A 13655-nucleotide genomic window follows, 5' to 3' on the forward strand; every position below is an offset into this window, starting at 1 on the left:
GACTTTTCTCAAGTTTCCGAGCTCCCTGCTCGGACGACACGGAAAGCCCCGTTGGTGTGGGGTGAACGTAGTGCGTCTTGCACACAGCACATCGTTCGGCCCGGTCAGCGTGCACGTATTGCACAGCGCAATCGAAATGGGGCTTCATCGGCGCGAATGCGGAGGGACAGGTCGCGGCCCAGTCATGTCTCGGTCAACTACGGGCGTCCGTCTCTATCCGTTAGCAGGGCGCAGCAGTCCAATCGTAGTGATGTATCCGCAGGCACTAACCTGACTCGCCTGATGGCGGTATGGGCTCTAGGGCTTGGTGCTTTCTTCGGAATTGTCGGCAGCATGGTCTTTGAACAAGGGCAAAATGAGGCAGTCGAAAGCACCTTTACGTCCACGTACGCTTCGTACTCCGCACAATAATCATTCCGGTTTCCTGCGTTGGGGTGGGACGTAGACTGGAGACTGTGTATTGCCAGTTTTGTCATCATGATCAGACACGAGTCTTGGACTCACGGTTAATAGATAACGGTATGGGGATTCGTCGCCGGAGAGAATGCCTGAATTGCGGTAAACGTTTTTCTACGATTGAACGCTCGCAGCTGATGGTCGTTAAACGGGATGGAATCCCTGAGGAGTTCAACCGTGAAAAGGTCATCCAGGGTGTTCGACGTGCGTGCCAGGGGCGCGAAGTATCAGAGTCTCAGCTGAAGAAACTTGCACAAAAAGTGGAGGAGAGCCTCCGCGAGAAAGGCACGCCCCGGGTGGACTCAAACGATATTGGCCTTGCCATCCTTGAGCCGCTCAAAGAACTGGACGAAGTTGGCTATCTCCGCTTCGCTTCGGTGTACAAGTCCTTTTCCTCCGCGGACGATTTCGCGCAAGAGATTGCCAGCATGCGGAAGGGGAAAGGGCCGCAGGCTAATGGCAACGAGGTTAAAAAGAACTAACGCAGTTTATCCACACGTTTCTTTATTCGAGTCAGGGATACGCTCTGGGCGGTACCCAGCCGTTGTGCGAAAAGGCTGACGCGCAGCTCTTGAATGAGCCACTGAATATCCCGTACCTCGGCGGAATTCGAACGTGCCTTAGGTAGCTGCTGAAGCTTTGCCGCCAAGTAATCGCGTGCCTCAGTCACCTCATCTTCACGTTCGGCATCACGGTCCGGGTCACGGTTCATTTCCTCAAGTCGAATCTCCATTGCTTGGAGATAACGTGGCAAATGTCGTAGGTGCTGCCAACCGTGCCTTGCCACAGCGCCCTTAGGGAACATGAACTCCAGCTGGCGACGCATATCGTCAATAGCATCGCCTTCCCACTTGTTTAGCTGATTTACCACCGAGACATAACGAGGCATTGCCTGGGCAACGCCGACGACCAATTGGCGCACCTCTGAGGCGACTCCAGAACGAACGTGTTCGAGTAGTTTGTCGAATTCCTTCGGATCGCGGACCGGGCCGCCGGCAGCCATCATACGGTCGCGAATCACTGCGACACGGCAGTCCTCGACAAGCCCATCGGCGCCCCCATGTGGCCATGCGTCCACGCCAACACGTTGCTGGAGTGGAAGCCCCTTAGTCATTTGTGCACCATTTACTGGGCAATCCCGCAATAGCATTGTCAAGTTTGTGGTCGCCAACGTCGCCTCAGCCTGAGCCTTAGTTGGTTTGACCTCAATGGCCACGCCATCCTTGGTGGTCACCAGCGTCGGATACATCGTGACGGACTGACCGTCGACATTACTTTTGACCGTTAATGAGACGGCGCCCAAGTTCTCTGAAGTCCACTTTTTCACAGCTTCGCGTGCTGCAGACTTCGAACGTTTCGACACAGCAGTTGAGACCGTCGAGGCATGCTTGTCTCGAAGCGCAGCAAGATCTCGGCTCTGATCGACGATCTTTCCATGGCGGTCGACCACTGCGTAGTTAAAGCGCAAGTGTGCTGGCAGCTTCGAAGGGGCAAAGTCTGCACCATTGATGCCCGAGCCTCCGAGTCGTCGTAAAGCATCGGCAAAAACATCGACGAAGCGGCCTGAGTACGGAGTCATCGTCTCCAGCGCGCGGCGTGCGAAATCCGGGGCGGGGACAACGGACTTCCGCAGTGCCTTCGGCAGAGTGCGAATGTAGGCTTCCGCGAGCTCAGCGCGAAGACCTGGTACCTGCCAGTCGAAGCCATCTTCACGCAGACCTGCAAGAAGAGGCACGGGGACACGGAGAGTCACACCGTCATCAGGGGCGCCCGGTTCGAATTTATAGGACAGAGAGAAATCGACCGAGCCCTGCTGCCACATTTCGGGGAAGGCGTTGTCGTCGATGTCGCCGGCTTCGGGGTTGAGCAGCTTATTGGGATCAAAGTCCAGTAGATTTGGCTGCTTGGGCTTAGTTTTCTTCCACCAGCGGTCAAAATTGGTGGCCGTGGTGATAGAGGCGGGCAGCTTGGAGTCGTAGAACGCGTAGAGCACGTCGTCATCGACGACAATGCCGCGGGAACGCTGCTTTTCCTCGATCTTCTCGGCTTCGGCAAGTTTGTCTTGATTGTTCTTAAAGAACTCGTGATGTGTGTTCCATTCGCCGTCGACAAGCGCAGAGCGAATGAAGATCGAGCGGGCGGCGTCGGCATTGACTCGGTGATAAGGCATCAAACGGTCAACCACCACGGGCACGCCGTAGAGCGTCGACTTCTGGTAAGCCATCGCTGCACCGCGCTTAGTAGACCAGTGAGGCTTTGAGTACTGGTGCTTGAGCAGATGAGGGGCTACCTTCTCTAGCCACTGCGGCTGAATCGTGCCGACGTTGCGCGCAAAAGTGCGCGAGGTCTCGACGATTTCCGCAGCCATCACCCAGCGAGGCGGCTTCTTTGCCAACGCGGACGAGGGGTGAATGAGGAACTTAGTGTTGCGGGTGCCAGTAAATTCCTTGCCCTCGCCCTCGCGCGTACCAATCATCGATAACAGACCCGGTAACAGTGACTTTGCCACCTCGTCGGGATTGTCGACACCGTTGGTTGAGCTGCGGGCCGAAAGATGCCAGCCCAGCTCGGCCGTTGCCTGGTGGAGCTGACGCACCAAGTCCTGCCACTCGCGAACGCGCAGATAGTGGAGGTACTCGCGCTTGCACATCTTGCGGAATTGGTTACCGCTAAGCTCGCGACGCTTTTCCTCCAGGTACTCCCAGAGCTTCAGTAGGGAGTTGAAGTCGCTGGTGGTGTCCTTAAAACGGGCATGTAGCTGATCTGCCTGAGCTTGGAACTCCAGTGGACGTTCGCGCACATCCTGCAGAGACAAAGCGGCGACAATGACGGTTACCGCCCCAAGAGTGGTGTTCTCGTACCCTTCGACCAGCATGCGGGCAAGACGCGGGTCGACTGGGATACGGGCAATTTGTCGGCCGATGTCCGTCAGCTCGGGGGCATCAGACCCCGACGTGGTGGTAATAGCCTGAAGCTCTGTGAGCAGGTTAATGCCATCGCGGATTGCTTTGTGCTCTGGTGGCTGGACAAAGGGGAAGTCCTCAATCGCGCCAAGCCGCAGTGAAATCATTTGCAGTACAACCGAAGCGAGATTGGTGCGCAGAATCTCCGGATCCGTAAACTCGGGGCGCGAGAGAAAATCCTCTTCGCTGTAGAGACGAATCGCCACACCATCAGCTACACGGCCACAGCGTCCAGAGCGCTGATTCGCGGATGCCTGGCTGATGTCCTCAACTGGCAGGCGCTGCACCTTCGTGCGGGTGGAGTAGCGGGAAATGCGTGCGGTACCAGTATCGACGACATACTCGATACCAGGGACCGTCAGCGACGTTTCCGCAATGTTGGTCGCCAGCACAATGCGACGCCCGGAATGCGGAGTGAAGATCCGATGCTGCTCTGCATTAGATAGCCGACCGAATAGTGGAACGGCTTCTACACCTTTCCAGTGTTTGCCCTCGATGGCTTCGGCAGCTTCTCGGATCTCTCGCTCACCCGAAAAGAACACCAGGATATCGCCGTCGCCAAGCCGCATGAGCTCTTCACACGCTGCGATAACACCATCGATCTGCTCGATGGCGACTTCCTTTTCTTGCCCATTTTTCGCAACAACGGTCCGCACCAGCGGGCGATAGCGGATTTCCACCGGGTAGGTGCGCCCCGACACCTCGATGATGGGCGCAGGGTGCTTGTCGTCAGGCGCGAAATGACGAGCGAACCGTTCCGGATCGATCGTCGCCGAAGTGATAATGATTTTCAGATCTGGGCGCTGCGGCAGAATATGCTTTAAATATCCCAGCAGGAAGTCGATGTTGAGGCTGCGTTCGTGCGCCTCATCGATGATGATGGTGTCGTACTCGCGCAGCAGTCGGTCGCGGCCAATTTCGGCCAGTAGGATACCGTCGGTCATCAGTTTGATGCAGGTATCCTTGCCCACGCGGTCATCAAAACGCACTGCATAGCCGACGTGCTGTCCAATCTTTTCGCCCAGTTCATGGGCGATGCGCTCCGCGACGGAACGCGCCGCAATACGACGTGGCTGAGTGTGACCAATCTTGCCCCGCACGCCACGTCCCAGTTCGAGGCATATCTTCGGGATCTGCGTAGTCTTACCAGAGCCAGTCTCACCAGCAATAATGACGACCTGGTTGTTTTCAATTGCCTCTGCAATGTCGTCGCGGCGCGCGGACACCGGCAACTGGGCAGGGTAGGTGATGCGAGGAATCGCTTTACGACGATTTTCTAACCGCTCCAGCGCAAAGTCGAGGTCTGCAGAGATTGCAGACAGCGCCTTCGGCGCGGATGCTCGCTTTAGCCGGCGTCGGAAGGACTGAGCCTCCCGAATCGGCAATTGATCAGCGAGCTGGTAGAGCTCCTTTTTACGCGTGTCCTTAGCAGGTTTGCCAGAGCGCTGTGGCCTGGCGGAATTGCGGTGGCCGGAGTGGTGGTTTCCCGACTGGGCACGTGGAGCTGGTTTATCAGAACGGCTAGGAGTACTCATGGTTGCCTACTAGATTAGCCGCGTCTGGGGAGACAACCCACATCTGTGCTGATTAAGAGGTGCTCGAGATAGTCCGATGGCAGCAGGGAGCGTCCTACTTTGCCGCCGCTAGCTCTTCGGCAACTTCCTTGCAGTCCTCGCGCCCACAGTGCTGTGTCTCGGTGTGCTCCCAGCAATCATCGCAAATAAGCACCTGACGACGGCAGGTATCTTCGTTGATGCAGTTCTGGAAGGTGTTTGTGGGCTTGCCGCAGTGGACGCAGTGCCCGAGCTGTACGTAGTCCTCGTCTTCGATGCCATCGCCAAACTCCATATGCATGCGCTTGTCGAAGACATAGAGGGAGCCTTCCCACAGCCCCTTATTGCCAAACTTTTCGCCGTAGCGCACAATACCGCCGTCGATTTGGTAGACCTCTTCGAAACCGCGGTTCTTCATTAGTGCGGAGAGGATCTCGCAGCGGATGCCGCCGGTGCAGTAGGAGATAACCGGCTTGTCCTTCATCCAGTCGTACTTACCGGATTCCAGTTCGTCGATGAAGTCGTGCGTGGTCTTTACGTCCGGGACGACAGCGTTTTTAAACTTGCCAATCTCGGCTTCCATTGCGTTGCGGCCATCGAAGAAGATGACATCGTCGCCGCGTTCCTCGACCAGTTTATTGACCTCTTCCGGCTTCAAATGTGTGCCGCCGCCAATGACACCATCGACATCGACTTTCAGCTCACCCGGAGCACCGAAAGCGACGATTTCGTCGCGAACCCTGACGGAGAGTTTTGGAAAGTCATCAGCGCCGCCTTCGCTCCACTTGAACTGCATGGAGTGAAAAGCGGGGTACTGCTTGGTTTTCTTGATGTACTTCTTGCAGGCATCGAGATCACCGCCGACGGTGCCATTGATGCCGTGCTCGGACACCAGAATGCGGCCCTTGAGCCCTAACGACTCGCAAAGATCGCGCTGCCACAGCATGATGGCACGCGGATCGGACAGTGGGGCGAACTGGTAGTACAGAAGAATCTTGCTGATGCTCACGGGGACTATTCTAGTCTGCTCTCTCAGTTATCCTATTTTCGGCGTGAGCTGCTGGTATGGCTTAGTGCTTCTGATAGAGAGCCTTCTTCTGGTACTTAGGCTCCGAAGTCACTAGGACACCTAGGTTGCGGAAAATTGTTTCGTCCACGCTGCCCAGAATGGTGGTGGTGTGGACATCGCAGTTTCGAAGGTTCTTCAGCTCGGCGAGGGCTGCGCGGGCGTCGTCGCTGGTGGCCGCAGACACGGAAAGGGCGATAAGAACCTCGTCGGTATGCAAGCGGGGGTTGCGGCTGCCCAGGTGATGCGTCTTAAGCGTTTGAATTGGCTCAATGGCAGCTGGGGAGAGCAAGTGCAAGTCCGGGTCGATATTGGCGAGCTTCTTGAGAGCGTTGAGGAGCATTGCTGCTGAGCATCCGAGTAGTTCAGAAGTCTTGCCCGTGATGATTGTGCCATCGTGCAATTCGATTGCGCTGCCCGGTGCCCCGGTAGATTTCTCAACTTCAAGAGCTGGTGCGACGACTCGGCGGGCGGCTGTCGACACGTTGGCCTTGCTCATAATCATGGCAATGCGCTGTGAGACTTCGTCGTCTGCGCTGTTCTTGTGTTCGTCGACAAGAGCCTTGTAGTAACGGCGAACGATTTCCTGGTTGGATGCCTCTCGGCACACTTCGTCATCGTCGATACAGTAACCGGCCATATTGACGCCCATGTCGGTCGGTGACTTGTACGGCGACTCGCCCGCGAGCTTCTCCAACAGAGTGCGCAGCAGTGGGAAGACCTCGACATCACGGTTATAGCTGGTGACCTTGGTGTCATAGGCGGCCAAATGAAAAGGGTCGATGAGATTGATGTCATCGAGATCAGCTGTTGCCGCCTCGTAGGCCAGATTTACCGGGTGTTCGAGTGCCAGGTTCCAGATAGGGAAGGTCTCAAACTTTGCGTAACCGGAACGAATTCCGTGTTTGTGATCGTGATAAATCTGCGATAGACAGGTCGCCAGCTTTCCAGAGCCCGGGCCCGGCGCTGTAACAACGACCAAGTCCCGCGACGTTTGCGCCCATTCATTCAGCCCGAAGCCGGCTTCACTGACAATTTTCTCCGTGTTTGTCGGGTAGCCCTCGATATTGCGATGGCGGATTACGCTCAATCCGAGTCGCTGCAGGCGCTCAATGAAGTTCTTTGCCAGGGTGTTGTCGTCGGAAAGCTGCGTGACGACGACGCTGTCGACTAGAAACCCGCGTTCACGAAAGACATCGACGAGGCGCAGCACATCGTCTTCGTAAGTGATGTCGAGGTCAGCGCGGACCTTGTGGCGCTCCAGATCCTTGGCATTGATGCACACCATGATTTCCAGATCGTCCTTGAGACGATCGAGCATAGCGATTTTATTGTCAGGTGTGAAGCCGGGGAGAACACGCGAGGCATGCATGTCATCAAATAGCTTGCCGCCCATCTCGAGGTAGAGCTTGCCGCCTTCACCTGCGATGTCTGCGCGCCGCTTCTTAATATGAGCGGATTGCATTTCGATGTACTTTTCGCGGTTAAAACCGACAGCCTGAGCCATGGTGCCCTTTCTGAAGTCGTGTCTGCGGGGGAGCGCGCTAAAGCTTGCGAAATTCTACTGTGTCCATGGTAGTGATACCGCCTTGCGAATGTCGTATCGGTTACTGCTGTCGCGGGGGGAATTTTGGGAACTTTGGCTTATTAGGCCCCGCGTAGGGGATTGTCTGATTAAAGTCCAACATATTGATATTCAAAAAGAAATATGAAGAGGATGTGACATGCTCGATCCCCAGATGGCATCATCGTCGAATTCGGCAGAACCAACCGCACGCGCCCCGTACCAAGTGGGCAGGCGAGGCTTCCTCGTCGGAGCAACTGCCGTGTCAGCTGCGAGTATGATGCCTGCCGTAAATGGTGCATCAAAGGCAAACGCCGCTCCTGCAAACGGGGCTTCTGCCGCCGCGGGGAATTCGACCACCACTTTGAATGTCGGTCGAGGAATGGCTGACATGACAGGCGAGCCACTCGGCGCTGGCATGAACGGGTATGCGGTCATGGACCAGACCACCTCGGGTCTGCGTCTTCGCCAGATGGCGCGTGCATTCATCTTCGGTGATGACAACGACAACCGTGTCGTCCACGTCACCGCAGATATGGGGCTCATGTTCCAGTCCATCCAGATGGAAGTTCTGCGGCGACTGCGAGCTCTCTTCGGAGACCTCTACCACGAGGGCAACGTGCTTATCTGCGCATCTCATACGCATGTCGCGCCGGGTGGTACATCGGGCCATCTTATGGTCGACCTGACTACTCTCGGTTTCCGTCCCGTCACTTTCGAAGCTGTGGTCGTCGGTGTGGTCAAGGCTATTGAACGTGCACACGCTGATTACCAGCCGTCGACTATCCACCTGACCAAGGGGATTGCCAAGGATGCGGGTGTTAACCGCTCCCTGGAGGCATTCAGGCGTAACCCCGAGGAAGAACAGCGTCTTTTCCCCGACGGAGTCAACCCGGAAAGCCATACACTGCACGTGAGTCGCGGTGGTCGCGAAGTCGGATTCATTAACTGGTATGGAATTCATCCGACCACCTTCGGCCCCGAGCACACCATCATCGACGGCGACAACAAGGGCTATGCAGCATGGAAGGTTGAGGTCGACCGCGGGGTTACCCACCGTGAGCCGGCCGATGCCCCCTTTGTCGCCGCATTTACCATGTCGTGCCCGGGTGACATCAGCCCGAACATGGGGCTCGTGCCAAATTCGGGTCCCGGCAACGGAGACGAAGCAGAGTCCGCCCGCATTCTCGGTCAGCGTCAGATTGACGCTACCCAGGGTCAGACCATTGCACTGCCAGGAGGCGGAATCTCTACCGTCCACAAGTGGGTCAACCTCGGCGATGTCGACATTGACGGCCAATTCACGCCCGACGGCCAGCCGCACCGCACTGGACCTGCAATCCTCGGTGCGGCCTTCGCAGCCAGTAGCCAGGAGGACGGCGGCGGCGAACCAGCCCTAGGTTTCAACGAGGGCCAGCGTGGAGGCACACCGTGGGTACGTCAGCTCAATAACGTCGTACTCCCGAAAAATATCGGGGAGATTCAGGGCGAGAAAGAATGCCTGCTGCCAGTGGGCTACATCGATGGTCTTCTCCAGCAGACCCACATGTTCTCCATCACCCGCATCGGTGGCTTCACCTTGATTACCAACGGCCTTGAACCCACCACGATGTCGGGTTACCGCATGCGTCAGCACGTCGCCGATGTCCTCGGCGTTCCAATCGACACTGTCATCTGCCAGGGCTACACCAACAGCTATGGACACTACGTCGTTACCCCAGAGGAATACGATCAGCAGGACTACGAGGGCGGCGCAACGGCTTTCGGCAAGTACACGCTCAGTGCGATGATCTCCATCTATCACGATCTCGCCCACGCGCTTGCCGACGGCATGGCTGTCGACCCGGGCAGTGCTGCAGGTGATCTCACTGGCATCATCCCGCCGTCGCCAGCAGGAGGAAAGACTATCGATTCCGTACCAATGGGCAAGAATTTTGGTGACGTGCTCGAATCGACTGCAAGCGTCACGGTAGGGCAGCAGGCCGTTGCCCAATTCGTCGCGGCAAATCCGAATAACGACTTGCGACTGGAAGACGGCTACCTACTCATCAAGAATGACCGCGGTGAGATCGTTTCTGACGACTGGGACCAGGCAACTGTCATTGAATTTGCCAAGGACGGTAATTACACCACCGCCAAGGTCACTTGGGAGACCGGAGGAGTCGCGCCGGGCAAGTATGACATCATCGTGCGTGGTAGCGCGTTGGGTGCCGGTGATTCGCTGAACGAGTTCGAGGGAGTCGCCGCGGTGGAGCTCGTGTAAGAACGTCCAATTAAACACGTCCATGCGCACAATGTGACTTATACTTCGGCCTTTAAAAACTCATCAAGGGCTTGTCTCACGTATAGTCCGTTGTGCGCGTTATTTGTATGTATCCGTCAATTTGGCAGGAGCAATTTGCTTCATGAATACCTCAAACGATCCATATAGCAACAACGATTCTTACGGTGACGGCAGCCGGGACAATGAGTCCAATAACTATGACTCCCAGAGTCACGGTTTTCCCAACAATGGTTCGCAGGACTACAACCCTTACGGGTTCGATTCGGACGCACAACATGGCCCGCGTGGACCAGAGGATTCGCCACAGTGGAATCAGACTTACGGCCGTGAACAGGCTTATGGCGAAATTCCTTCTTATGGAACTGGCGAGTCGCGCGATAGTTACGGCGGGCAACCCTATGGTGCGGACTCGAGCTACTGGCAGCACCAGTCCAGCGGGGCTTCTGCAGCCGGTGCACTTGCTCCCGGAGTCAACATGCCAGGTGGCAATGAGCCACCGGTGAAGCCTGTGGCACAGGGGCCGACGAAGGTCGACATTGGAAGTGCCTTTTCCGCGGCGTTTCGTAGTCTAAATAGCAATTTTGCTTCTTGGCTTGGCGTCATGCTGACGTTCTTCGCCGTACTAGTCGCCCTGATTGTTGGCGCAGCGGCAATTCTCTTTGCCTCTGGTGACTTCGATCCGGAATTTGAGCCGAACTATCCAGGCGATGTTCCGTTTGAGGATCTAGGGTCAATGTTCGCGACTGTCGGCGCGATGGCACTCCTATTTGCCGTGGGCATGTTCGCGATGCAGGCATTTATGTTGCGCGGTGCATTCGACGCTGTCGATGGGCGAGTGCCGAACTACGGTACTTTCTTCCGTGTAAACAGGTGGGGGTCTCTTATCGGTGTCTACATTGTCACGTTCCTGGTGGGACTGCTCGCCATGCTGCCGGGGATGGTGCTCTTCATCGCTGGAGCATCCCTGTCCGCCAATGGCAGTGAAGCTGCCGCGGCGATGATTCCACTGGGCTACTTGGTTTTGTTGTTGACGTCGATTTTCATCATGCCAATTACAGCGACTATGCCACTACTTGTTTTCGATGGTCGAGCAACTGCGCTTGAGGCGCCGGTTGTCGCTTGGCGCCTGGTAAAGCCCCAATATTGGACGATGCTTGTTGCATTCATTCTGACGTCGATTGTTTCTTCCGCAGGTGCGATGCTCTTCTATATTGGCATCCTGTACACAATGCCGCTGGCTATGCTGGTTCAGGTGCACATCTACCGCCAGCTCATCGGTGGCCGGCGAGTTATTAATGACGCGCAGGAAAATCCGGGCTATTACCCTCCGCAGCACTAGCCAAAAACGAACAAGAAAAAGCGCCCAAGGAACCGGTACAAATTGGTTCCTTGGGCGCTATTTCGTCAGCAGGTAATTCTGCGGGGGAGCGTTCGGCTATCAAAAGCCGAACCTATGCTCCGAATATTTAGCGGGTAGCCTCGGCGAAGACAGCCTGTGCAACACCAGAGACGGTGCCTGCAATCTTCACAGCTTCCCAGACCTGCTCCTTGGTCAGACCAGCATCGCGGACGACCTTTGCGTGAGAAGTCACGCAAGCTTCACAGCCGTTGATGGCAGAAACTGCCAGAGACCACAGCTCGAAGTCTTCCTTCTCGACACCCGGATTGGAGATGATGTTCATGCGCAGGCCGAACTTGACCTGTGCGTAGTCATCACCGAGCATGTGGCGAGTGCGGTAAGCAACGTTGTTCATGCCCATAACGGTGGCCGCACCAAGCGCAGACTCGAAAGCCTCGTCAGACAGGTGCTCCTTGGCTTCCTCAGCGATCTCGGAGAAAACGGTCTCGTTGCGGGTGGCAGCAGCGGATGCAAGCAGGGTACCCCACAGCTGCTGCTCGGAGAGTTCCGTAGAACGGGTGAGAGTGCCAAGGTTCAGCTTCATGTCCTTGGCGTACTCCGGTAGACCGGAACGAAGGTTATCGATGCTCATATGAGTTACTTCAGCTCCTGCTTCAGAACGTCCATCTTGTCGATGTTCTTGGTCGGGTCATTCTTCTGCCAGTTACATGCGCAGACCTCTTCAGACTGAAGAGCGTCGAGAACACGCAGAACCTCGTCAACGTTACGACCGACAGCGTCCGGGGTAACGGAAACGAACTGAATGATGCCGTCCGGGTCAATGATGAAGGTTGCGCGGTCTGCAACACCGTCAGCGTTCTCGACGCCGAGTGCACGCATCAGGTCATGGCGGATGTCGGAGAACATCGGGAACGGGATGTCCAGCAGTTCCTCGTGGGTTGCACGCCAGTTGAAGTGGGAGAACTCGTTGTCGCCAGAGCCACCGAGAATAACGGTGTCACGGTCCTCGAATTCCTCATTCAGCTTGCCGAATGCAGCAATCTCAGTCGGGCAGACAAAGGTGAAGTCCTTCGGGTAGAAGAAGACGACCTTCCACTTACCCTCGTAGGACTCATTGGTTACCTGCTCGAAGTAGTCATCCGGAGAAGAAGCGTTTGCATCACGCAGGTTGCCGCCCTTCAGAGCGGTCAGAGAAAACTCGGGGAACTTGTCGCCAACAGTCAAAATTGCCATGGAATCCTCCTGAATGTATTCCTTTTGGGGTCACACACCATTATGCCTATGGATTCCCGAACCGTCAAGAGGAAAAAGTTAATAAGCTCGTGTAGGCTTATAGGTATGCGTAATAGAGATTATCGGCCCACTTTGCCTCAGTTACGTGCCTTTGTCGCGATTGCCGATACCGGTCACTTCGGTCAAGCCGCTGCCCGCCTCGGCATTTCACAGCCCAGCCTGTCACAAGCGCTTTCCACCCTTGAGCAGGGACTGGGGGTGCAGCTTGTAGAGCGTTCGACTCGCCGAGTGCTGGTGACGCCACTCGGTCGCGGTCTGATTCCATATGCCCGCCAAGCATCTGAAATTGTTGACGAGATCGTTGCTCGCGCCTCTGGCCGTACAGATGATTTGTCCGGACCACTATCCATTGGTGTTATCCCTACGGTTGCTCCATACGTGCTGCCCAACTTCCTCCAGTTGGTTCGTGACGAGCTGCCAGATCTAAAGCCTAGGATCGTCGAAGAGCCGACCGAGCGCCTCATCGAATCACTTCGCTCCGGCACCATTGATGCAGCCATCATGGCACTGCCGTCCGATGTGCCTTCCTTTGAAGAGATCTACCTCTACGACGAAGAGTTCTACATCGTCGTGCCAGAGGATCATCCGCTGGCAGGTAAGGAAGAGGTAAAGCTTGAGGCAATCAGAGACTTGGACTTGCTTCTGCTTGACGACGGTCATTGCCTGCGCGACCAAGTGTTGGATATTTGTCGCAAGGTCGATGCTGTTCACGGCGAGACCTCCAGCTTGGAAACACGGGCGGCTTCTCTATCGACCGTCGTGCAGTGTGTTGCCGGTGGGTTGGGGCAGTCGCTTGTACCGGAATCGGCTGTCAAGATTGAGGCCGACCGTCCCGGCCTGGCTGTTGCGCGATTCGAAGGTCCGGCACGGCCGGGACGCACCATTGGGCTGGTTCACCGGGCATCATCGGTACGCGGCGGCGAGTTCAATCGAATTGCCGAACTGGTACGGCAAGCATACATAGACGCTGTTGCCTAAAGCTCTCTTGGCGCATGCCGCAGTAGCGTACGAAATAAGCAAAAACCGGGCTGGCAGTTCCGGGTTAAGTGACAAAAAGTGTGTCTGATTTTCAGCCTATTTGCTGGTCAGGCCGCATAAAACGGGCTTATATAAGGT

9 protein-coding genes are annotated in these 13655 nt (G+C 56.1%); 4 read left to right on the forward strand and 5 right to left on the reverse strand.

The features are described from left to right. Nucleotides 1-455 precede the first annotated feature (455 nt). The gene (gene nrdR, locus QP982_RS02445) at nt 456-938 is read left to right on the forward strand and encodes a transcriptional regulator NrdR (RefSeq protein WP_042388651.1); all 483 of its coding nucleotides are present in this window, start codon (nt 456-458) and stop codon (nt 936-938) included. Here the strand turns inward: nrdR and hrpA are convergent. The 3 genes from hrpA to QP982_RS02460 all read right to left on the reverse strand — a co-directional run bounded on the left by hrpA (nt 935) and on the right by QP982_RS02460 (nt 7545). Next, on the reverse strand, nt 935-4954 hold the full coding sequence (gene hrpA, locus QP982_RS02450; RefSeq protein ID WP_284870164.1) for an ATP-dependent RNA helicase HrpA: 4020 nt from the start codon (nt 4952-4954) through the stop codon (nt 935-937). The two genes, nrdR and hrpA, sit on opposite strands and share 4 nt — an antisense overlap. Before the next feature lie 94 nt (nt 4955-5048). After that, nucleotides 5049-5981 (reverse strand): oxygen-dependent tRNA uridine(34) hydroxylase TrhO, encoded by a 933-nt coding sequence (trhO, locus tag QP982_RS02455; RefSeq protein ID WP_016422632.1) that lies wholly within the window; start codon nt 5979-5981, stop codon nt 5049-5051. Nucleotides 5982-6042: 61 nt separating this feature from the next. After that, complete coding sequence (locus tag QP982_RS02460; RefSeq protein ID WP_016422633.1) at nt 6043-7545, reverse strand: DUF1846 domain-containing protein; 1503 nt, start codon at nt 7543-7545, stop codon at nt 6043-6045. A gap of 217 nt (nt 7546-7762) precedes the next feature. Between QP982_RS02460 and QP982_RS02465 the strand changes: the two genes are divergently transcribed. Both QP982_RS02465 and QP982_RS02470 read left to right on the forward strand, forming a co-directional pair. Beyond that, nucleotides 7763-9865: a neutral/alkaline non-lysosomal ceramidase N-terminal domain-containing protein gene (locus QP982_RS02465; RefSeq protein WP_016422634.1), complete on the forward strand. Its 2103-nt coding sequence runs from the start codon at nt 7763-7765 to the stop codon at nt 9863-9865. Nucleotides 9866-10007: 142 nt separating this feature from the next. Continuing rightward, entirely contained in the window at nt 10008-11225 is a 1218-nt protein-coding gene (locus QP982_RS02470; protein WP_284870165.1) for a hypothetical protein, read from the forward strand. Nucleotides 11226-11352: 127 nt separating this feature from the next. On the opposite strand, the gene ahpD is transcribed toward QP982_RS02470, so the two are convergent. Beyond that, the gene (gene ahpD / locus QP982_RS02475) at nt 11353-11877 is read right to left on the reverse strand and encodes an alkylhydroperoxidase, AhpD family (protein ID WP_016422636.1); all 525 of its coding nucleotides are present in this window, start codon (nt 11875-11877) and stop codon (nt 11353-11355) included. 5 nt (nt 11878-11882) lie between these two features. Further along, nucleotides 11883-12479: a peroxiredoxin gene (locus tag QP982_RS02480; protein WP_016422637.1), complete on the reverse strand. Its 597-nt coding sequence runs from the start codon at nt 12477-12479 to the stop codon at nt 11883-11885. Between the two features lie 105 nt (nt 12480-12584). On the opposite strand from QP982_RS02480, the gene QP982_RS02485 reads away from it, so the two are divergent. Further along, nucleotides 12585-13517 carry a hydrogen peroxide-inducible genes activator gene (locus QP982_RS02485; RefSeq protein WP_049193018.1) on the forward strand — a complete coding sequence of 311 codons (933 nt, stop codon included), beginning with the start codon at nt 12585-12587 and terminating at the stop codon, nt 13515-13517. Nucleotides 13518-13655: the final 138 nt, after the last annotated feature.

It is taken from the genome of Corynebacterium sp. MSK019, assembly GCF_030232425.1.
Classification (GTDB): domain Bacteria; phylum Actinomycetota; class Actinomycetes; order Mycobacteriales; family Mycobacteriaceae; genus Corynebacterium; species Corynebacterium jeikeium_D.